The sequence below is a fragment of the Bradyrhizobium sp. CCBAU 11430 genome, assembly GCF_028128855.1.
In the GTDB taxonomy this organism is placed as follows: domain Bacteria; phylum Pseudomonadota; class Alphaproteobacteria; order Rhizobiales; family Xanthobacteraceae; genus Bradyrhizobium; species Bradyrhizobium ottawaense.
In genome coordinates, this window is record NZ_LBJV01000051.1 from 15,682 (window position 1) to 37,394 (window position 21,713).

The following is a 21,713-nucleotide window of genomic DNA, read 5'->3' on the forward strand; positions in this document are numbered from 1 at the left end:
GAGCTATTTCCGTGGCCGCGTTCTGCCGTTGTCTTCCGCCGCCTGTTTGCGCAGGAACGCCTCGACATCGGCCTGCACCGAATAGGGCGTCGGGATCGCGTCGCCGGCGGAATCGACGGCGGTGTCGAGGCAGCGGCGCAGCATGCGTGCGAGCTCGGCCTTGCGATAGGGCTTTCTCAGCAGCGGCGCGCCCATCGTCGCGCGCCCCTGTGCGTGCAGCGAATCGTAGGCATAGCCCGACGTGAACAGAACCCGCAGGGAAGGGCGCGCCGCCACCATCTGCTCGGCGAGCTCGCGTCCGTTCATGCCGCCGGCCATCACGATGTCGGTGAAGAGCAGGTCGAACGGCTTGCCTTCGGCCGCAATCGCAAGCGCCTCGGTCGCATTGGCGGCTGGGATGACCTTGTAGCCGAGGCCTTCGAGCTGAACCGTGACGTAGTGGCGGACGTCGCGGTCGTCTTCGACGCAGAGGACGGTTTCCTTGCCCCCGATGATCTTGCGGTCGTCATAGCCGGTCGGGCGCAGCGCGCTCGCCTCCGCCTTCGGCAAATTGAGCGTGAAGATCGTGCCGCGGCCTTCTTCGGAGGCGACCTTGATGCCGCCGCCGGACTGCTTGACGAAGCCGAACACCATGCTGAGCCCGAGTCCGGTGCCCTTGCCGACCTCCTTGGTGGAGAAGAACGGATCGAAGATCCGCTCCAGGATGGCCTGCGGAATGCCGGTGCCGGTGTCGGCGATCTCGATCTCGACATAGTCGCCCGCATAGCCGGCGCCGACCGCGACCGCCTCGCGCACGCCGAACACGACGTTGCGCGTCGTCAGCGTCAGCCTGCCGCCGTCCAGCATGGCATCGCGCGCGTTGATCGCGAGGTTGAGCAGTGCCGAGCTGAGCTGGCCGCGGTCGGCGTAGGCGAGCCAGACGTTGCGGTCGAGCCGGGTGACGATCTCGATCTTCTTGTCGAAGGTCGCCAGCAGCAGCTTTGCGAGCTCTTCCAGCAGCTCGTTGACGTCGATCTCGGCCGGCTGCAGCGCCTGCTTGCGGGCAAAGGACAACAGGCTCGACGTCAGCGCGGCGCCGCGATCGGCGGCCTCGCTGATCAGCTTGGTGATGGTTGCAAGCGGCGGGTTGTCCCTGACGGCATGGGCGAGGATCTCGATCGTGCCTGTGATCACCGTGAGCATGTTGTTGAATTCGTGCGCGATGCCGCCGGTGAGCTGCCCGACCGCCTCCATCTTCTGGGACTGGACCAGTTGCTCCTCGGCCGCACGCTTCTGGGTGATGTCCCGGACGAAGGTGTTGATGAGGGTGCGCCCTGCGAGCCGCATGACCGTGCTGGAGGCCTCGGCCAGGATCCGGTCACCGTTCCGGTGGATCAGGGCGAGCTCGAAGCGCAAGCCGGACGGGGTGTCCGACAATTCCGGCACCAACCGCGCCATGCGCTGCCTGAAGGCGGCGCGCAGCGGCTCGGCGACGATGAGATCGACGACGTCGGCGCCGAGCGCCTCCTGGCGCGTCCATCCGGTCAGGGCCTCAGCCTGAAAGCTCCACTCCAGCACGGCGCCGCTGTCGTCGATCTGAATGAAGGCATCGAGCGCGGTCTTGATGACGGCTTGTGTCATCTGTGCGCTGTCGCTGCGCGCCCGCGCCAGCTCGGTCGATTGCGTGGCGGCGCGCTTGTCCTCCGATCTCTCGATCGCGCGGGCGCAGAGGCGAACCATCAGCGCCGCAACGGCAGCGCTTGCCATTAGGGCAACAAGCTGGGGAATGCCGAAGCCGGCTCCGGCCATGGCATAGGAGGCGAGGAGGGCCGCCGCGGTCGCCACGACCTGTGCGGCCATCGCGAGTGTCAGAAGCCCCCTGAGTTTCATGGTCTCCCACCAAAGAAGACTACCGCATCGGCCGCCCGGTCCCGGGTGCCGCTTTGATGTGAGCTACAGACTCCGCGCGGCGGCGTCGAGGGGCAATTTGCGGTGGTGTCGGCCGCCAGCCTTTCTCCGGCCTCAACCTGCGGGCGAATCGCATGGCGAGGAGGCGCGCATACAAGCAATGCGATTGACAGCTGTATTCAGTCATGTTCGTTCGAACTGAACTCCAGGAGTGCCCATGTCCCCGCCGCTCAACCGGATCAACAGCGACGAACGCCTGCCGCAGCAGGTCGATGTCGTCGTCATCGGCGGCGGCGTCATCGGCGTCTCCGCGGCCTATCATCTGGCGAAGAAGGGCCTCTCGGTCGCTCTCGTCGAGAAGGGCCATGTCGGCGGCGAGCAGTCGAGCCGTAATTGGGGCTGGTGCCGCCAGCAAGGCCGCGCGCGCGAGGAGATTCCGCTCGCCCGTGAAGCGTTGAGGCTCTGGGAGGACATGCAGAACGACGCCGGCGTCGATGCCGGCTTCCGCCGCACCGGCGTGCTGTTCCTGACCAAGAGCAAGGACGAGCTTGCGAGCTGGGAGCGCTGGGCCGCGGTCGCGCGCGAGATGCAGGTCCACTCCACCGTCCTGACGCCGGCGGAGGTCGCCGAGCGCATGCCGGGCAATATCGACACCTGGGTCGGCGGCCTGCACACGCCGAGCGACGGTCGCGCCGAGCCGTCGATGGCGGTGCCCGCGCTCGCCACCGCCGCGCGAAAACACGGCGTCACCATCCATCAGGGCTGCGCCGCGCGCGGGCTGGAGACGACGGGCGGGCGGGTCAGCGCCGTCGTCACCGAGAAGGGCACCATTCGCACGCAATCCGTGCTGCTGTCGGGCGGCGCGTGGTCGTCGCTGTTCTGCCGCCGTCACGGCATCGAGCTGCCGATCGGTCTCGTCAACGCGACGGCCTGCCGGACCACGCCGGGACCGGAGATCACCTCGGGCGCGCTGGGCACCGATCTCTACTGCGTCCGCCGCCGCCTTGACGGCGGCTTTACGCTGGCGTTGCGCAACCGCGGCACGGTGGAGCTGTCGCCCGATTTGTTCCGCTATGCGCGCACCTTCTGGCCGACCTATCTGCATCGCAAGAACGGACTGAAGCTGTCGCTCGGCAAGTCCTTCTTCGACCAGATCGTGCGCGGCACCAGCTGGAGCTTTGACAAGCCGTCGCCATTCGAGACCGAGCGCGTCCGCGATCCCGAGCCCGACATGTCGCTGGTGAATGCTGCGCTCGCTTCATTGATCAAGGCCAACCCTGAACTCAAGGATGTCGAGATCGCGGAAGCCTGGGGCGGCACCATCGACTGCACGCCCGACACGATCCCGGTGATCTCGCCGGTCGACGCGCTGCCGGGCTTCTTCCTCGCCACCGGCTTCTCCGGCCACGGCTTTGGCATCGGCCCCGCCGCCGGCAAGCTCGCCGCCGACATCGTGACCGGCACCACGCCGCTGGTCGATCCCGTGGCCTACAGCCACAAGCGCATGATCGACGGCCGCCGGCTCGCGCCGGTCAGCCCGTTCTGAGGGCTCGCATGACGGTTCTCTACAAGGCCAACATGGTTCGCGGCGCCGAGTGGGCGCGCTTCTTCGCGGAACGCGCGCCCGACGTCCCATTCCGGCTCTGGCCTGACATCGGCGATCCCGCTGATATCCGATATCTCGTGGCGTGGGTGCCGCCCGACGACATCGCGACGACGTTCCCCAATCTCGAGCTGGTCTTCTCGGTCGGCGCGGGCGTCGATCAGTTCGATGCCACCAAAGTCCCGGCGCACATTCCACTGGTCCGCATGCTGGAGCCCGGCATCGCCGAGACCATGGTGGAGTACGTCACGATGGCTGTGCTCGGTCTGCATCGCGACCTCCTGCATTTCATCAGTCAGCAGAAGCAGCAGGTCTGGCGCGAGATCCGGATCACGCCGGCGAAACGGCGGCGTGTCGGCGTGATGGGACTTGGCCAGCTCGGCCAGGCCGTGCTCGAACGGCTCAAGGCGTTCGGCTTTCCGCTGTCGGGGTGGAATCGCTCGGCGCGGAAGATCGAGGGCGTGACCTGTTACGCGGGTGCTGACACCTTGCCGGATTTCCTCGCACAGAGCGACATCCTCGTCTGCCTGCTGCCGCTGACCGACGAGACGCGCGGCATCCTCAACGCGGATTTGTTCGCACGCCTGCCGCGCGGTGCGTCCCTCGTCAATGTCGGACGTGGCCCGCATCTCATTGAGGCCGACTTCCTCGCGGCGCTCGACAGCGGCGCGCTGTCCGGCGCGGTGCTCGATGTCACCGAGCCCGAGCCGCTGCCTGAGGGACATCCGTTCTGGCGCCATCCCCGCATCCTGCTGACGCCGCACAATGCCAGCATGACGACGCCGGACACGGCTGTCGATTTCGTGCTCGATGTCATCGACCGTCACCGCCGCGGCGAGGAGTTGCCGGGGCGTGTCGATCGCAGCCGCGGTTACTGAGGTGAATGGGAACACCAGCAGCCCCGGGCTCCTCTTACCTCTCATGCTCGAGGGATGATGGATTCCCGTCGTCTCCTTCGACGTCGCTTGAGGCGCGACGATGAGGATCTGTCCTCCTGAAATTGTGACTGGATGGAGCGACAGGGAACTGCGGTATGTGAATTGCCTCATATTCCATCACTCTCTTTTCCAGCTATCACTCCCGCAAGAAATTGTCGCACCCGGCGCCAACTCACAGACACGGGTGAGAGACAATGCCTGCGAAGCCGCGTGCTCGCAGCTTTGGATTGGCTCTCGTCTTGGTCACGGGCAAGCCAACCCCATCACTCAGCAACGATCTTTCAGAAATTGGAAGCAAGGACATCGCGAAACGCGTCCACGCAGCTCCTATTCGGGGTCGGCCGGTAGGCTGCTACTTAGTAAGGAGTACCCAATGAAGACGAGCAACGCAGCACCCAGCGCATTTTCCCTGACAAGGTACGCCGGCAATCTTCGGATCGCCCGTTCCAGTCTGATCAGGTCGGCCCATCTTCTTGAAAGAATTGGGCTTGCAGCCGTCGGAGCCTCCTGCGGCCTCTATGTGGGTGCGGCCCTATTGCGTCAGAAGGGCGGACTTTTTGAAAGCGGCTGGATCGTGCTGCTGACGGTGCTCTACGGCGCTCTCAGCTATTATGTCGGAATTGATTTGTCCCGGTCGATCGCTCGGAGGTCGATTTCGAGTACCTCCGAAGAATACGATGGCTCCGAGATGGTTGAGATCATGAGTGCGGCCGGAACGTTCGGCGCAGCGATTGCAGCAGCCCTGTCCGTCAGCATCCTTGTCCTTGATCAAAACCTCCCCAACGGCCTGGTAGCCTTCGTCGCCGGCTGCTGGGTGGTTGGCTCTTCGCTTCAAGTTGCGGCGGGAGCGATGGCGCGTAACTGCGAAGTGCCCGACAACAAGGACTAAAGATAATTGTGCTCACGGAAAAACGTCTGCTTGGCGTCGTGACGTGGGCACAAGCCCGGTACCGGGATCAGGCTTAGGGCCTGAAAGCGAGTGACCGACGACTCATCGCAACTTCTGTCGTCCAATGCGGCGTGCAGACGATTTTTGGTAGCGCAGCCGCTCGCATCAAACAATGTCCCAGCGTGGAAGCGGTATCGGTACCAAGCAACCTAAGTTATCGCGCAACAAACAAGACGTGCCATCATGGTGAGGTTGGGATATTGTCCCTGCGCGCCGTGGTCCAAAATTCTGCTCACCGCCAACCACACGATCGGTGGAGCCAATGCAGATTGCGGAGTGGCTCGAGAAGCTGGGGCTTGGGCAATACGCAGAGCGTTTTGTCCAAAATGGGATCGACATGGGCGTCCTTCCCGAGCTGATGGTCGAGGACTTCGACAAGCTCGGAGTCCTGCTCGGGCATCGCCGCAAAATGCTGCGTGCGATTGCCGACCTTGATCCAGCCGCGTTGATCGCATCGCCGGCGCCTCCTCACGACGCCGAGCGTCGCCACCTCACTGTCATGTTCTGCGATCTGGTCGGCTCGACTGCGCTCTCGGCGCGTCTCGATCCCGAGGATATGTGGGAAGTGATCCGGGCCTATCGCGCCGCCTGCGCGAGCGTCGTTGCTGCTTATGACGGCAGGATAGCCAGGTTCGTCGGTGACGGAATACTCGTCTATTTCGGCTATCCGCGCGCCCACGAAGATGATGCGGAGCGCGCAGTGCGGGCCGGCCTGGACACTATCTCCGCGGTTCGCCAGCTCAAGATGGGCGCCGACGAACGGGTTGAACTGCGGATCGCAATTGCGACCGGTCTTGTGGTGGTCGGCGACCTCATCAGCGGAGATGCGTCAGAGGAGCGCGCAACCGTCGGCGATACACCAAACCTCGCTGCCCGGCTCCAGAGCCTGGCGGAGCCGGGAGCGGTCGTCGTTGCCTCGTCGACGCGCCGGCTGCTCGGTGATCTCTTCACGTTTCGCAACCTCGGCCGCCGCGAGGTCAAGGGGATATCCGAACCCATCGCGGTCTGGGCGGTCGAGGGAGCGCCCGCATCGGAAAGTCGCTTCGAGGCGGTCCACGCGGCGCGCTCGATCGGCTTTGTCGGCCGCAAGGAGGAGATCGAGCTCACGCTCTCGCGCCAGCGGTTGGCATGGCAGGGGCACGGGCAGATGGTGCTGATTTCCGGCGAAGCCGGCATCGGCAAGTCGCGCATGGTCGCAATGCTGTCCGAAAGCCCCGTGTTGGGGGTGCACCGCCGGGTGCGATATCAGTGCTCGCCGTACCACACCAACAGTGCGCTTCATCCCTTTGTCGCGCAACTCGAGCGCGCCGCCGGCATTTGCTCGCACGACACGCCCGGGCAAAAGCTCGACAAGCTCGAGGCGATGCTGGCGCTTGGAACGCAGCAGGTTGCCCGGGCGACAGCGCTCATTGCGGCACTGCTTTCGATCCCAACCGGCGACCGTTATCCGCCGCTCGGTCTGAGCCCGGCGCAGCTGCGGCGACAGACATTTGCCACCCTTCTCGATCAGCTCGAGGGATTGGCGCGAGAGCAGCCCCTGCTGATTGTCTGCGAGGATATGCACTGGGCCGATGCCACGACACTCGAACTGTTCGATCTCGGGGTCGACCGGATCAGGGGGCTGCCGATACTCGTGCTCATGACATCGCGGCCGGAATTCGAGCCCTCCTGGTCGGGCCTTGCCAACGTCAGTCTGTTGCGGCTCGACCGGCTCGACCGGCAGGACACGCGCGCGCTGGTCGAGCAGGTGACCGTTGGTCGCCAGCTGCCACGCGAGATGCTGAAGCAGATCATCGACAGGACGGATGGCGTCCCGCTCTTCGTCGAGGAATTGACCAAGATGGTGCTGGAGTCCGGATGGCTCGTCGAAGGTGCCGGGCGCTATCGCCTCGAAAGTCCGCTCCCGCCGCTGGCTATTCCCGCGACGCTGCAGGATTCGCTGATGGCGCGGCTCGACCGGCTGGCTCCGGTCAAGGAGGTGGCGCAGATAGGCGCCGCCATCGGCCGCGATTTCTCGTACGCGTTGCTGAGATATGTGGCGGGACGCGATGATCTGACGCTGAGCGCTGCGCTGGGGCAACTCGAAGAGGCCGAACTGCTGGTGTGTCGCGGGGCTCCGCCCGAAGCAAACTATAGTTTCAAGCACGCTCTCGTTCAGGAGGCGGCCTATGAGAGCCTGCTCAAGAGCAAACGGCAGATGCTTCACACGCGCATCGGTGATGTCCTGCGCGAAAAGTTTCCAGCCGTGGCCGAGACTGAGCCGGAAGTTCTGGCGCACCACTTCACCGAAGCTGGGCTGAACGAGGTCGCCCTCGAGTGGTGGCGCAAGGCGGGCCAGCAGGCGCTGAAACGCTCGGCCTATTCCGAGGCGATTGCGCATCTCGGCAAGGCGATTGCCATTGCCGATGAGTTGCCCGACGAGCCTCGCCGGATGATGAGCAGGCTGCATCTTCAAATCGCCTATGGCCGCGCATTACGGGGCAGCCTCGGCCACAGTGCTCCGGAAACGGTCGCGGCATGGACGCGAGCGCGCCAGTTCGCAGTCGACATCAATGATCCCGTTGAACTTGCGCCGATCCATTCGGGCCTCTTCAATGCCTGCCTGACACACGGCGAACTCGCTCCGATGCGGGAGCTGGCGGATGCCATCAAGAGCGCGGCCGACCGACGACCGGACTCACCGGTGGCCGCCGTCGTTGCACATTGGACCGGCGGGGTGACCTGTTGGTTCGGGGGCGACTATTTGAACGCGAGGGTGCATCTCGAGCAGGCACTGGACATCTATGGCGCCGAGCCGGATCCAGCGACGTTCAGGGCCTCGGCGCTGGATCTTCCGTTCGTGATCATGAGGTTTCTCGCCTTGGTGCTTTGGCCGCTTGGCAGGATCGCCCGGGCACGCCGCCTCGCCGCCGAAGCGGTGAGTGCTTCCGGAGAAAAACGGGCGCTTTCCCAGGCCAATGCGCTTGTGCATCGAGCCGTGTTCGACGGAGTATGCGGCGGCATGTTGCAGCAAACAGAGACGATCCTGGCGCTCGGTCTCGCGCGCGACCACACGATGCCGCTGTATGTGGCCGCGGGCACCTACCTGAACGGCCTGGCCAAGTGGCGCGACGGCGACCGAGCCACTGGACTTACGGAAATGCGCCGCGGCTGGACCTTGCTACACGAAAATGACTGCTACCTCTGTGAACCGTTTTGGGGGATGCATGTCGCCATGGCGGACGCAGAGTCGGGCCAAGTCGAAACCGGGCTGGAAATCCTGAGCGAATCGATCGCATGGGTGGCGCAATCCGGCCAGCATTGGCTCGATGCCGAGCTGCACCGCGTCTATGGCGAGCTTTTGTTGCGTCAGGATCCTCCAGACGAATCCGGTGCCGAAGATGCCTTCGAGCAAGCGCTGCAAATCGCACGACGCCAGCAGGCGAAGACGTTCGAGTTGCGCAGCGCCCTTGGACTTGCTCGCCTGCACAAGACAAGGGACCGAGCGGGCGCGGTCTCTGAAGTGCTTGCTCCCTTGCTCGCCGAGTTCGATGCGGAGCGAAATCTTCCCGAAGTCGTAGAAGCGAAAGAGCTGCTTGGGAACGGGCGTTAGCCGCGCCGCCATTCGATCGGCGCAAACGCCGCGCCGACTTCAAGCCGGAATGGGTCGATATCTTGATCCTCGACTCGGCAGCCGTAGTTATCCGGTTTTGACACAGCTTAACCTGTTGTGGTGAATGCTAGATATGCTTCTCGTGGTTGCGAAGGCGAGTCTGCCGCGGCGGCGAATCCCGATTTCGGCTGGCGGCAATGTTGTCGGATTGCTCCTTGCCTCAAGGCGCAGACGTCATCCCAGCGCCGGGCCATGCGGCGATTGGCTTGCCTTCGCTGCGGCTGGCGCAGCGACCAAAGCCCATTGGAGATCCAGTCGTGGTTCGTTTGCACGTCGAACGTTTCATTCGTAGCCGGGTTGTTCGTCGAGCCCTGGCGCTCGGGATCATCGCGCTGAGCGGATGGGCCCTGTTGCCGTATGTGACCTACCGAATCGCTCCCTCCGCATTCGTCAATGCCGAGCTCATGCGGGTGACTGCACCCTTCGCGGGTCAGCTCTCGCCTGATCTTCCACGCAAGGGTGAATATTTCCAGCAGAGCCGGGTGGTGCCGATGGTCGGGGCGCGGTCGCCGGATCGCCGGCACCTCATGGACCTCGATCAGCAGCTTGCCATGTCCACCAAACGCGCCGAGCTCGCACGTCGGCAACTCGAGGAAATCGCCGGGCTCGATCGCAAGCTCGGCGAGCGCAGCGAGGACTATCGTTTGGGGATGGTCGCGCGCCTGAACCACGAGATCGGCGAAACGGAAGTTGAAAAAGGCGGCTGTCTCGCCGAGGCGCGGCAGCGGAACGATGTCGCGGGCCGGATGGAGAGGCTCGTGAAGCTCGGCATCAGTTCGCAAATCCGCTCCGGTGAGGCCCAGGCCTCGCAGGAGGCAACCGCAACGCGGTGCCAGATGGCCGATGAACGCCTGCAGCGCCTCAAGACCGAGTTGGGGGCGGCCGAGAAGGGCATTTATCTTCGTGGCGACGCCAATGACGTGCCGTATTCTCAGCAGCAGCGCGAGCGGCTTGTCCTCCGCCGCCAGGAGCTCGAGACAGACCTGTTGCAGAACAGCTCACGTGCCACGCAGCTGGCCGCGGAAATCGCAGAGGAACGCACTCGGCTCGATCGTCTCGATCACTACGATCTGTCCTTGCCCGCAGCCCATGTGGTCTGGTCGGTCGCGGCCAGCCCGGGCTCGATGGTCACGGAAGGGCAATCGGTCTTTGATTTTGCAGATTGCGAACGCCGATTTATCGTTGTTGAACTCCCCGAACGCGATTTCGAGAAGATCAAGGCCGGAGATGCGGCTACCGTGCGCCTGATTGGGAGCCGCGAATGGAAGACCGGCCAGATCCGGCAAGTCCGCGGATCGGCAGCGTACGGCGATGATCGGCTGCTTGCGGCTCGGGTGCCGCGGCCCGATCCGGGCAACATTACCGTTGAGATATCGCTTCCGCCCAATGAGACGTCGGCCGACCATAACGGCTCCTGCGATATCGGACGGTTGGCTGAGGTGCGCTTCGAGCGTAGCGCCGACGGCCTGCTACGATTGGTCAGCTCGAAGTTGAAATGGCTGACCGCGCGCCTGGAGCTCGATCATTCGTCCCTGTGAGCGAGATGTTCCATGCAGGCCATGACTCTGCCTCTCTCTCAGCTGTTCGCGCCGATGCTGGGCATCTTTGCGGCGATGTACCTGTTGGCGCCGACCTTTCCAGTCGCGCGCCTTTGGGCGCGTGTCGCGGTCTTTATCGTGGTTTGGCTTGTGGTCGCCCGCTATCTCGAATGGCGTATTTTCACAACCGTGCTGCCGGCAAGCGGGACTTGGTATCAGGTCGGCTGGATCTGGTTCTGTCTCTTCGTCGAGCTTCTGACCTTCACAGATCAGTTCATTCTCTATCTGACGTTCCTTCGCAGGACCGATCGCAGCAGCGAAGCAGATCAGCACGAGCATCGGCTTCGCAGCCTGCCGGATGACGAGCTGCCCTCGGTCGACGTCTTTATTCCGACCTATGACGAGCCATTCGAGGTGCTGGAAAAGACGATCACTGGCGCGCTGTGTCTGGACTATCCAAACTTCCACGTCTGGGTCCTGGATGATGGTCGCAGACCCTGGCTCAAGGAACTCTGCGAACACAAGGGCGCCGGGTATCTCACGCGCGCCGACAACTTGAATGCCAAGGCCGGCAATATCAATCATGCGCTGACGAAGACGAGCGGCGAGTTCTTCGCGATCTTTGACGCGGACTTCGTGCCGCAGCGCAATTTCCTGATGCGGTCGATGGGCTTCTTCGCTGATCCAAAGATCGGAATCGTTCAGATCCCGCACACCTTCTACAATGAGGACCCGATGCAGGCGAATCTTGGCCTGCACAGGGGGCTGCCGGACGAGCAACGGTTCTTCTTCGATTCCATCATGCCAGCGCGCGACGGCTGGGATGGTGCCTTTTGTTGTGGTTCCAACTCCGTCACGCGTCGCGCAGCACTCCGCGCGGTGGGCGATGCCTTGCCGACCCAGTCCATTACGGAAGACATCCTGCTGACGCTGGTCCTGCTGCGCAAGGGGTACGTCACTCGCTATCTACACGAGCCGCTGGCGATTGGACTGGCGCCGGAAAGCCTTGACGCCTTTTTCGTGCAGCGGCAACGCTGGGCGCGTGGCGCGATCCAGACGCTGTATCTCGCCGACGGCCCGCTCGGCCCCGGATTGGGCTTGATGCATCGGCTCCTGTTCTTTCCGACCCATTGGCTCTCATTGGGCCTGCGGGCGCTCACGGTCGTGGTGGTTCCGATCGTGTTCATGTGGACTGGGCTCGCGCCTGTCGTCGACGTTACCCCTGAGTCGGTCTTCTACTACTTATTCCCCGCGATCCTGGCGCTCAACGGCGGCATCTCGTGGTTTGCGCCGCACGCGCATTTTCCGCTCGCCGCTCAGGTGTCGGCGACGATCCAGAGCTTCAAGATTCTGCCGACGGTGCTTGGGACTCTCGTCAAGCCGACGGGACATGCGTTCAGGGTGACGCCCAAGGGAGCTGCCGCGCGGTGCGCAAGCTACGCCGCGGAGATATTCTGGCCGTCAGCGGCCTTGATGGCGTTGACGGTTGTCGGCCTGGTTGTGAACACCATCCCGGAATGGCGGATGATCGATCATCCGGCCGCTTTACCGATGGTCGCCTTCTGGTCGGTGGTGAACATCGTCGTGCTCTTCTTCGTCTGCATGACCTCGCTGCAGGCGCGGATGGGACGCGCCGAGGAGCGTTTCGACTTCGATGAATCAGTCTTGATCGAGACGGGCACCGGCGAGCGGCTTTCCGGGCGCGTGAGCAACATCTCCCTCTCTGGCGCCGGCGTTCTGCTCGGCGCCGGCATTGACTGTCCTCGCGGTGGAGAACCGCTGCGCGTGCACATCGCGCAGGTGGGGTGGATCGACGCGATGGTCGTGCAACAAAGAGGCCATCTCATCGGGCTGCAGTTCGATTTGCCGCAGTCGCTTGAACGAGACCTGCTGATCCGCAAGCTCTTTACCGTCGCCCGTCTGAAGGGGAACGGTGTCATCGCATGCTCCGTGAACAGGGCTATGCTCAAGAACATCTGGTCAATGGCCGCGCCGTTGCCTCACATTGTTACAACTGGCGCGAAGCCCGCATCGCTCTCGCCGACGGTGCGTCTGCCGGCAGAGAGCCTGGTCATTCGGCCTCAACCGCGGATCGACGATTTGGCACATCTTGCCGGAGTTCGAAGCCTGCATCCGACGAGCTTTACTGAACCTGGCTGCGTCTCTTGATCGATCACCGTAGTGATGTTCGCCAGGGGCGTCTGACGCTCTGGGCCTCGGCATTCGTCGTGGTCGCCTGCTTGGCGATTGTCGCACTCAGCGGTTGGCGGGAGTGGTCCTCGCGACAGACGGTGCTGAAGGGCTCCGAAACAGACATGGCCAATCTGGCCCGGTCGGTGACGCAGCACGCGGACGATACGTTCGAACTCGCGGACACCGTTCTCAATGTGTTGGTTGGCCAACTCGAACTCGAGGGAACCAGCCCGGCGGCAATCGCCAAGATTCAGACCTTTCTTTCCCGGCGCAAAGCCGCGAACCGGATCCGCGCCGTGTTCGTCTATGACGAGACCGGCCGCTGGCTCGCGACCAGCGAGCCTGTGGATTTCGCCGGCCTCAACAACAGCGACCGAGAGTATTTCCAGCATCATCGTGCCGTGGCTGACCGGGGCACCTTCATTGGGTCTCCAGTGAGGAGCAGGTCGGGGGGGCAATGGATCATCACCGCGTCGAGGCGCTTCAATCATCCTGACGGCAGTTTTGCCGGAGTTGCCCTTACCACGATCGACGTCGACTATTTTCTGCAGTTTTATCGTGGTTTCGACGTCGGCCAGAGCGGTTCAATTGCACTGGCGACAGCGAACGGCATTATCCTCGCGCGTAGCCCGGACAACGGATATACGGGCCGCGATCTGTCGAGTGCTCCGCTCTTCAAGATTATCCGTGAGCGGCCGGCCGCGGACGTATACTACTTCACGTCGCCTCTCGACGGCGTCCGGCGTCTGAGCTTCTATCAACTCAGCAGCCGCTACCCCGTTCTCCTCGTTGCTACGGAATCGGAAGATGACGTCTTGGCCCCCTGGCGCCGAGCCGCGCTGACGCGCATTGCCGCAGTCCTGGCGCTGACAGCTGGGCTCGGTGTTGCCGGGCTCTTTCTGGTGCGCCAGTTGCACCTGCGGCAGAAGATGGCCGCTGCCCTGGTCGCCAAGGAGGCGGATTTTCGCCTCCTTGCAGAGCAGTCGGGAGACATGGTCATGCGCATAGCGGTCGATGGACGGATCCTCTATGCGTCGCCATCCAGCGCTCGGATTCTTGGTTGGGCTCCAAACCAGTTGGTGGATACGTCAGCCCTCGCCGGCATAAATCCCGCGGACCTGGCCCGGGTTGGGCAGACGATCTCCGCGTTGGGGAACGGCGAAGCCGAAGAGGCTAGAATCACGTATCGCACCCGGCATCGCGAGAAAGGCGAGGTCTGGATCGAAACCGCACTGCGCGTCGCCAGGAGTGCGCAGAGTGGAGACATCAACGGCGTGGTGGCGATCTCGCGCGACATGTCCGAACGTAAGGATCTGGAGGATAGACTGGCGGCTCTCGCCAGTTCGGATGGCCTGACGGCCTTGGCAAACCGCAGACACTTCGACGAACGGCTTGAGGCGGAATGGGACCGAGCCAGGCGCGAAGGAACGCCCCTGTCACTGTTGATGATGGACGTCGATCATTTCAAGAGTTTCAACGATCAGTACGGGCATCAGGCTGGCGATGCATGTCTTCGCTCGGTCGCCGGGGTCCTGGCGGAGCAGGCCAGACGGCCGGCAGACGTAGCCGCTCGGTATGGTGGTGAGGAATTCATCTTGCTGCTACCAAATACCGACATGGAAGGGTGCGAGCAGGTCGGAGAGCGAATCCGGCAAGCGATTCAAGACCTCGGCATCCTCCACGCGCTCAACCCGCCATCCAGGCAGGTCACCCTCAGCATTGGTGGCGCCACACATATGTCGTTCGGCGACAAGGCGGATTGCACGTCGCTGATAGCGGCTGCGGATAAGGCGCTTTACGCCGCCAAGGAGGGCGGACGCAACCGCCTGGTGATGTCAGGGCAAGTCGTCGCGTGGCCCGGCTCGATACGGGCTTGAAGAGCAATTCCAGCGCGCCGCGGCGTGGTGTCACGAATTGACGTGCACGAAATCCCGCAGCAGCGGATAGATCTCGTTATTCCAGCGCCGGCCTGAGAACACGCCGTAATGGCCGACGCCGGCCTGCATGTGGTGGACGCGCCGATAGGCGCGCACGCCGGTGCAGAGGTCTTGGGCAGCAAGGGTCTGGCCGATCGAGCAGATGTCGTCCTTCTCGCCCTCGACCGTCATCAGCCCCATGCGGCTGACCGCCTTGGTGTTCACGGGGCGGCCGCGATGCATCAGTTTGCCTTGCGGCAACAGGTGCTCCTGGAAGACGTCGCGCACGGTCTCGATGTAGAACTCGGCCGGAAGGTCCATCACGGCGAAATATTCGTCGTAGAAGGTCTTGATGGTCGCGGCCTTGTCCTTCTCGCCCTTGGCGATGTGGTTGGCGAGATCCATGTGCTGCTTGATGTGGCGCTCGAGGTTCATCGAGACGAAGGCGGTGAGCTGCACGAAGCCGGGATAGACTTTCCGCAAGGCGCCGCGGCACTGCATCGGCACGTAGTTGATCAGGTTCTGCTCGAACCATTCGATCGGCTTGCTCTTGGCGAAGTCGTTGACCCTGGTCGGCTGGATGCGGGTGTCGATCGGCCCCGCCATCAGCGTCAGCGTCGCCGGGCGCGAGGGATGGTTGTCCTCGCACATGATCGCGGCGGCCGCGAGCGCCGACACCGACGGCTGGCAGATCGCCACCATGTGCGGGCGCGGACCGAGCTGTCCGAGGAAATCGATCAGATGCTCGGTGTAGTCGTCGAGCCCGAAGCGACCCTCGCTGCGCGGGATGTCGCGCGGATTGTGCCAGTCGGTGATGTAGACGTCGTGGTCCTGCAGCAGCGTCTGCACGGTGCCGCGCAGCAGCGTTGCGAAATGGCCGGACATCGGCGCCACCAGCAGCATGCGCGGCTGCTCCGTCACGCCGTCCTTCCTGAAGTGCAGCAGCGAGCCGAACGGTGTCGCGTAGGCGATCTCCTCGGTGACGGCGACTTCGCGATTGCCCACCATGACGCTGTCGATGCCGTAGGCCGGGCGATGATAGGTGAGGGTGGAGCGCGAGATCAGCTCCAGCGCCGCCGACAGCCGGCCGACGACCTGATCCGACATGCCCTGGGGCACCAGATTGAGGAATCTGAGCGCGGACGAAGCCCCCGCGCGCCACGGCGCAGTCAGGTCCATCTGGTTCTGAAAGGCCTGATAATACATCGACATCATACTAAAGTGCCCACCCATCCCGTGGTGCTATGCAATAACGACGCCAAACGGCAGCCACACCGTCCGCAAAATTGGCACGTCGCTTGCTGATCTTTGGGTGGGAAGGACGGGGCGCGCACGCGCGGCAGTGCGCTCCCAGGCGTGAGGGAAGGGCCATATGGCGAAGGCGACACTGACCATCAGCAGCAAGAACTACTCGTCCTGGTCGCTGCGCGGCTGGCTGCTGACGAAATTCTCCGGGCTCGATTTCGAGGAAATCGTCACCGCGCCGGACGATCCGTCGGCGCGCGCCGAAATCCTCTTGCTGTCGTCGTCGATCCTGGTGCCGTGTCTGCGGCACGACGGTGCCGTGGTCTGGGATACGCTTGCGATCGCCGAATACCTCAACGAGGCGATGCCGTCAGCCGGCCTGCTGCCTGATGACCGCGTGCAGCGCGCCCATTGCCGCTCGATCTGCGGCGAAATCCATTCCGGCTTCACCACCTTGCGCGCCTCGCTGCCCGTCAATCTGAAAGGACATTTTCCGGGCTTCAAGATCTGGTCGCGCGCCCAGGCCGACATCGACCGGGTCTGGTCGATCTGGCGCGACTGCCTGGAAAAATCCGGCGGCCCGTTCCTGTTCGGCGAGCGGCGCACCATGGCGGATGCGATGTACGCGCCTGTGGTGACGCGCTTCGTCACCTATGACGTCAAGCTCGAGCCGCAGCTGAAGGCCTACGCCGACACCGTCATGGCGATGGATGAGATGAAGGAATGGATCGCGGCGGCGAGGGAGGAGCCGGCCGAGATCGAGGAGCTCGAGGTCGAATATTAGGCAGTCCTTGCCTGGCCCTGCCTGTTTCGGGGGCGGGTGCCGGCCAGGGTGGTCTTGCGCGCTATACCCTTGTCGCGATTAACCTTTGGCGCCCGTGCCCGGCCCGGGCCATCCGCCGCGCTGCGCAGATATTGTACGCGCCGGTAGAGCCGCATCGACATCTAGCCGTGAACAGCTGCGTACGCAGCCGTTCGGCCGATTCGGACGTGATTCGTTCGGGCCGCGTTCCGAAGGTTAAGGCGGAGCGCGGCCGCGTTGCATTTTGGAACAGATATGGGCGTCAGGCGGCCCCGCGCTGCCTCACGCGCGGCAGGCGCCAGCCGATGACGGTCGCTTCCACCGCGATGCCGGCCTCGTGGTTCTGCCAGCGTCCCTCGACATAGCGGCAGGCGAACGGCAGCTGGTACGTTCCGCTGTGGTCCTCGCACAGCACTTCGAGCGCAAGCCCCGGCGGTGGTTCTCCGGCGCCGTCGAATTCCGCCAGTCGTCTATCGCGCGTTGCCATTCCAAAAATCTCCCCTAAACAAAGCCGCGGAACAGCGCCCACTTCTTCCGCGTGCCGATCATCGTTCCCCGTCCAAGGGAACGATGCAAGCTCAACGCGAGAATGCGGTACGAGTGTGGTAGCCCTGAGTGGCTGTGCGCAAAAAGCGCACATTGCCGTGATCGATTGGACGAGGAACCTCTCATGCTGCTTCGAAACGCCGGCATTTGTTTCGCAATATTGCTGCTCGCAACGCTGGCGAATGCGCAGGTGCACGCGCAGGACGTGCCCGGCATCGAGATCTGCACGGTCGAGAAGACCATGGAGCGGCGCACCAGCTGCCTGCAGAGCAATGTCGACTTCCTGCAGAAGACGATCACGAAGCTGAACCTCGACCACCAGCAGAAGCTGGATGCAGCAAACCGCCAGATCGACGCGTTGAAGACGAACCTCGCGGGCCTGCAGAAGACGCTTCTCGATCTCCAGGCCGCCCAGGTGAAGACGGCCGAGGATCTGAAGAAGAAGCAGGACGCGCCGCCGGCGAAGGATGCTGCGAAATAAGCCTGCCGATCACGCCACGCGATAGCGCTCCATCACGTCCCGATCGGGATCATAACCGAGCCCGACGCCCGAGGGCACCGCGACATGGCCGGTGGCATCGCTGTCCGCGCGGTCGCCCCAGAGGCAGGCCTCGCGCTTGAGATAGAACATCTCGACCAGCCCGTCGTCGCGTGTCGCGAGGAGATGCAGCGTCGCGAGCAGGCCCGGACCGAAATACGGGGAGTGCGGAACGATCTTGACGCCGAGCTGATCGGCGAGCGCCGCGACCTTCAGAAATTCCGTGATGCCGCCGACCTTGGTCACCGACGGCTGGGCGTGGCTCACCGCGCCCGCCTCCATCATCTGGCGGAATTGATATTCCGTGCAGGCATTCTCGCCGGCGGCGATCCCGAGCCCGCCTTTGCTTCGGACCTCGGCGAGCGCGGCGAAGTTTTCGGGCGGCCACACCGGCTCCTCCAGAAACATCGGCCGCGCGTCCCGACATGAGGTTGCGAACGCGATCGCCTGCTCGGCCGTGAGCGGGCAGTTCATGTCGACCATCAGCGGAATGGCCGGCCCGATCGCCTCCCGCGCGGCGAACACCGCAGGCGCCGTGGTCTCGTGCAGCTTGATTGCGCCATAGCCGAGCGCGAGCGCCTTCCTGCATTCGGCCGCGATGTTGTCGGGCGAGCCGATCCGCAGCAGGCTCGCATAGGCGGGAATGGCCGTGCGCCTGGTCTCGCCGAGCAGGCGATGCAGGGGCACGCCCTCGACCTTGGCAGCAAGGTCCCAGAGCGCGATGTCGAGCCCCGAGATCGCGAACATGGTGATGCCGTAGCGGCCGAACAGATGCAGATTGCGCTGGATCTGCTCCATCGCGGCGGGGATGCCGGCGGCATCGGGCACCTTCAGCCCGCGGGCCTGCGGCGCGATCATCTCCTCGACGGCGCTGCGCGTGGTGCGCGGGCAGACATAGGCGAAGGCGTCACCCCAGCCGGTCAGCCCGGCGTCGGTGGTGACCTCGACCAGCACCATGTCGAGCGCGGTGATCGCGGATGCGCCCTGGCGGAAGCTCGCAACGCCGGCGTCATAGGGGATGCGGATATGGTGTGCCCGCACATCGGTGATTTCCATGACGCGGGTTCCTCTTTCTCGTGAGCGGTTTCCAAACAGTCTAGCCGCGAACGCCAAGGCGTTGCCAGTGGCCATTCCCGGACTATCCTCCCGCGAGGACAGCAATGCCGATCAAGCGAAGCCGGCGCTGACGGCGCATCATCGTCACGCTTCGAACGAGGGTTGAGCCGCCATGAACCCTGCCCAGCGCGCGCTCTGGTATATCGAGAGCCATCTGGCCGAGCCGATGACGCTCGACGAGATCGCTGCGATCTCGGGCGTGTCGCGGTTCCACATCGTGCGCGCGTTTGCCGCAGCCACCGGACTTCCGGTGATGCGCTATTTGCGCGCGCGGCGGCTGACCGAGGCGGCGCGTCTTCTCGCGAACGGCGCGCCTGATATCCTCAGCGTCGCGCTGGAGGCCGACTACGGCTCGCACGAAGCTTTCACCCGCGCGTTCCGCGACCAATTCGGCACCACGCCCGAAGCGGTCAGGGCGGCAATGTGCGCCAATGACCTCAAGCTTCAGGAGCCGATCCTCATGGACTCCACCATGCTCGACCATCTCGCCCCGCCGCGCTTCGAGACCGCGCGGGCGTTGCTCGTCGCCGGTCCCGGCGAGCGCATTTCTTGCGACAACGGCGCCGTCATCCCCGGCCTGTGGCACCGCTTTCATCAGGAGGTCGCCGATATTCCCTCGAGGGTCGGACAGGTCGCCTACGGCGTCTGCTGCAACGGCGACGATTCCGGCAATTTCGACTACATCGCAGGCGTCGAGGTCGCCGAGTTCTCGGACCTGCCGCGACGCTTCGCCCGCATCCGCATCCCCGAGCAGCGCTATGCCGTGTTCACGCATACCGAGCACGTCGCCTCGATCCGCCGCACCGTCAACACGATCTGGAATCGATGGCTGCCCGCCTCAGGTTTGACGGCCGCGGACGCGCCGAGTTTCGAGCGCTACGACGAGGCGTTCGATCCCGCAACCGGCAATGGCGGCTTCGAGATCTGGCTGCCGGTGAAGCCGTAGGCTTCCGCAACGCTGGCATACCATCCCGCTTGCTTGGCAAGCCGGGGTGTCTTTGTCATAACCGCAGGCAAATCTTGCGTGTGGGGCCCGTGCCGGACATCCCGTGCAAGTCATAACAATCAGCCGGGAGGGGCCCCAATGTCCACAGCCACGTCCAACGTCCGCGTTCTCACCACCGACCTCGAATTTCCCGAAGGGCCGGTCGTGATGCCTGATGGTTCGGTGGTGCTGGTGGAGATCCGCGGCCAGCGCCTGACGCGCGTTTATCCCGACGGCCGCAAGGAGATCGTCGCGAAAATTCCGGGCGGGCCGAACGGCGCCGCCCTCGGCCCCGACGGCAAGATCTACATCTGCAACAATGGCGGCTTCTCCTGGATCCCGACCCGCAACATGATCATGCCGGGCCCGCAGCCCGACGATTACCTCGGCGGCTCGATCCAGCGCGTCGATCTGCAATCCGGCAAGGTCGAGACCGTCGTCACCAGATGCGGCGCGCACGATCTGCGCGGGCCGAACGATCTGGTGTTCGACAAGCAGGGCGGCCTTTGGTTCTCCGATCTCGGCAAGCGCCGCGCCCGCGAGATGGACGTCGGCGGCATGTACTACCTCAAGCCTGGGATGACCGAGCTGGTCGAGGTCGTGCACGGCATATTGCCGGCGAACGGCATCGGGCTGTCGCCGGATGAGAATACCGTCTACATCGCGGAGACGCCGACCGGCCGGCTCTGGGCCTACGAGCTCTCCGCGCCCGGCACGCTGAAGCCGCGCGACGTGATCTATCGCGGCGAGCGGGGTAAGCCGATCTGCGGCCTCGGCGGCTACCAGATGTTCGACTCGCTCGCGGTGGAGGCGAACGGCAATGTCTGCGTCGCCACCCTCGTTTCCGGCTGCATCTCGGTGATCGCGCCCGACGGCACGCTGGTCGAGCAGGTCCCGACCGGCGACCGCGTCACCACCAACATCGCCTTCGGCGGCCCCGCGCTGAAGACCGCCTACATCACGCTATCGGGCAAGGGCGAGCTCGTCGCCATGGACTGGCCGCGTGGCGGTTTGCCGTTGAACTTTTTGAACAAGTGAATGTATCTGGACGAGCCGTGCCAATACATCCGTCGTCATTCCGGGATGCGTGCGCCGGCACGCAGGCCCGGAATCCATAACCCCGAGCGGTGGTTATGGATTCCGGGCTCGCCGCTTCGCGTCGCCCCGGAATGACAGCAGTCAATATGGAGTGAGAAATGCCCTGGCCCGATCCCATCACCCTGCGTGGACAGCACGCCCGTCTCGAGCCGCTGTCGCAGCAGCATCTCGACGGGCTGGTGACGGCCGTGAAGGATGGCGAGCTGTCAAAGCTCTGGTACACCGCGATCCCGCTGCCGGACAACATGGCCAAGGAGATCGACCGGCGCCTGGGGCTGCAGGCTGCGGGCTCGATGCTGCCGTTCACCGTGTTCGACGCCGGCGGCAACATCGTCGGCATGACCACTTACATGAACATCGATGCCGCCAACCGCCGCGTCGAGATCGGCTCGACCTGGTACGGCAAGAGCGCGCAGCGCGGCCCGCTCAACACGCAGTGCAAGCTCTTGCTGCTGCGCCACGCCTTCGAGACGCTGAACTGCATCGCGGTCGAATTCCGCACCCACTTCTTCAACCACCAGAGCCGCCGCGCCATCGAGCGCCTCGGCGCCAAACAGGACGGCATTTTGCGCAGCCACCAGGTCGCGCCGAACGGCAGCTTGCGCGACACTGTGGTCTACAGCATCACCGCCGCCGAATGGCCGACGGTGCAGACGCATCTGGAATTTCAACTCAACGACAAGCCGCGCTAGGAGCGGCCGAGGCAC

16 protein-coding genes are annotated in these 21,713 nt (G+C 64.0%); 12 read left to right on the plus strand and 4 right to left on the minus strand.

The genetic code is table 11. The annotated features are described in order from the left end of the window. Nucleotides 1–3: 3 nt before the first annotated feature. A complete protein-coding gene (locus XI04_RS14080; RefSeq protein WP_271610523.1) occupies nucleotides 4–1,869 on the minus strand; it encodes an ATP-binding protein in 1,866 nt (621 codons plus the stop codon). A 235-nt stretch (nucleotides 1,870–2,104) separates the two neighbouring features. Here XI04_RS14080 and XI04_RS14085 point away from each other — a divergent pair, with 235 nt between their 5' ends. From XI04_RS14085 to XI04_RS14115, 7 genes are all read left to right on the plus strand, one after another. After that, entirely contained in the window at nucleotides 2,105–3,433 is a 1,329-nt protein-coding gene (locus XI04_RS14085; protein ID WP_038973446.1) for an NAD(P)/FAD-dependent oxidoreductase, read from the plus strand. Nucleotides 3,434–3,441: 8 nt separating this feature from the next. Beyond that, on the plus strand, nucleotides 3,442–4,368 hold the full coding sequence (locus tag XI04_RS14090) for a 2-hydroxyacid dehydrogenase (protein ID WP_038973445.1): 927 nt from the start codon (nucleotides 3,442–3,444) through the stop codon (nucleotides 4,366–4,368). A 433-nt stretch (nucleotides 4,369–4,801) separates the two neighbouring features. Next, nucleotides 4,802–5,317 carry a hypothetical protein gene (locus tag XI04_RS14095; protein ID WP_028145627.1) on the plus strand — a complete coding sequence of 172 codons (516 nt, stop codon included), beginning with the start codon at nucleotides 4,802–4,804 and terminating at the stop codon, nucleotides 5,315–5,317. Nucleotides 5,318–5,639: 322 nt separating this feature from the next. Beyond that, the gene (locus XI04_RS14100) at nucleotides 5,640–8,969 is read left to right on the plus strand and encodes an adenylate/guanylate cyclase domain-containing protein (RefSeq protein WP_271611367.1); all 3,330 of its coding nucleotides are present in this window, start codon (nucleotides 5,640–5,642) and stop codon (nucleotides 8,967–8,969) included. A 317-nt stretch (nucleotides 8,970–9,286) separates the two neighbouring features. After that, the gene (locus XI04_RS14105; protein ID WP_240536535.1) at nucleotides 9,287–10,567 is read left to right on the plus strand and encodes an HlyD family efflux transporter periplasmic adaptor subunit; all 1,281 of its coding nucleotides are present in this window, start codon (nucleotides 9,287–9,289) and stop codon (nucleotides 10,565–10,567) included. Between the two features lie 12 nt (nucleotides 10,568–10,579). Beyond that, nucleotides 10,580–12,736, plus strand: coding sequence for a glycosyltransferase (locus tag XI04_RS14110; RefSeq protein WP_038973444.1), 2,157 nt, complete (start codon nucleotides 10,580–10,582; stop codon nucleotides 12,734–12,736). Next, a complete protein-coding gene (locus tag XI04_RS14115; RefSeq protein WP_271610527.1) occupies nucleotides 12,733–14,637 on the plus strand; it encodes a diguanylate cyclase domain-containing protein in 1,905 nt (634 codons plus the stop codon). The genes XI04_RS14110 and XI04_RS14115 overlap by 4 nt, the downstream gene beginning before the upstream one ends. Before the next feature lie 30 nt (nucleotides 14,638–14,667). Here the strand turns inward: XI04_RS14115 and XI04_RS14120 are convergent, their stop codons facing one another. Continuing rightward, nucleotides 14,668–15,891 (minus strand): polyhydroxyalkanoate depolymerase, encoded by a 1,224-nt coding sequence (locus tag XI04_RS14120; RefSeq protein ID WP_028145622.1) that lies wholly within the window; start codon nucleotides 15,889–15,891, stop codon nucleotides 14,668–14,670. Between the two features lie 157 nt (nucleotides 15,892–16,048). On the opposite strand from XI04_RS14120, the gene XI04_RS14125 reads away from it, so the two are divergent. Then, on the plus strand, nucleotides 16,049–16,705 hold the full coding sequence (locus XI04_RS14125) for a glutathione S-transferase family protein (RefSeq protein ID WP_028145621.1): 657 nt from the start codon (nucleotides 16,049–16,051) through the stop codon (nucleotides 16,703–16,705). Nucleotides 16,706–16,985: 280 nt separating this feature from the next. Here XI04_RS14125 and XI04_RS14130 read toward each other — a convergent pair whose 3' ends face one another. Continuing rightward, nucleotides 16,986–17,210 carry a hypothetical protein gene (locus XI04_RS14130; RefSeq protein WP_018318578.1) on the minus strand — a complete coding sequence of 75 codons (225 nt, stop codon included), beginning with the start codon at nucleotides 17,208–17,210 and terminating at the stop codon, nucleotides 16,986–16,988. A gap of 183 nt (nucleotides 17,211–17,393) precedes the next feature. On the opposite strand from XI04_RS14130, the gene XI04_RS14135 reads away from it, so the two are divergent. Next, complete coding sequence (locus XI04_RS14135; RefSeq protein ID WP_271610528.1) at nucleotides 17,394–17,750, plus strand: hypothetical protein; 357 nt, start codon at nucleotides 17,394–17,396, stop codon at nucleotides 17,748–17,750. A 9-nt stretch (nucleotides 17,751–17,759) separates the two neighbouring features. Here the strand turns inward: XI04_RS14135 and XI04_RS14140 are convergent, their stop codons facing one another. Next, nucleotides 17,760–18,863, minus strand: coding sequence for a mandelate racemase/muconate lactonizing enzyme family protein (locus tag XI04_RS14140; protein WP_152102474.1), 1,104 nt, complete (start codon nucleotides 18,861–18,863; stop codon nucleotides 17,760–17,762). Nucleotides 18,864–19,035: 172 nt separating this feature from the next. Here XI04_RS14140 and XI04_RS14145 point away from each other — a divergent pair, with 172 nt between their 5' ends. The 3 genes from XI04_RS14145 to XI04_RS14155 all read left to right on the plus strand — a co-directional run bounded on the left by XI04_RS14145 (nucleotide 19,036) and on the right by XI04_RS14155 (nucleotide 21,698). Further along, the gene (locus XI04_RS14145) at nucleotides 19,036–19,869 is read left to right on the plus strand and encodes an AraC family transcriptional regulator (RefSeq protein ID WP_028145618.1); all 834 of its coding nucleotides are present in this window, start codon (nucleotides 19,036–19,038) and stop codon (nucleotides 19,867–19,869) included. Nucleotides 19,870–20,007: 138 nt separating this feature from the next. Then, nucleotides 20,008–20,946, plus strand: coding sequence for an SMP-30/gluconolactonase/LRE family protein (locus XI04_RS14150; RefSeq protein WP_271610529.1), 939 nt, complete (start codon nucleotides 20,008–20,010; stop codon nucleotides 20,944–20,946). Nucleotides 20,947–21,104: 158 nt separating this feature from the next. After that, entirely contained in the window at nucleotides 21,105–21,698 is a 594-nt protein-coding gene (locus XI04_RS14155) for a GNAT family N-acetyltransferase (protein ID WP_038950869.1), read from the plus strand. Nucleotides 21,699–21,713 lie beyond the last annotated feature (15 nt).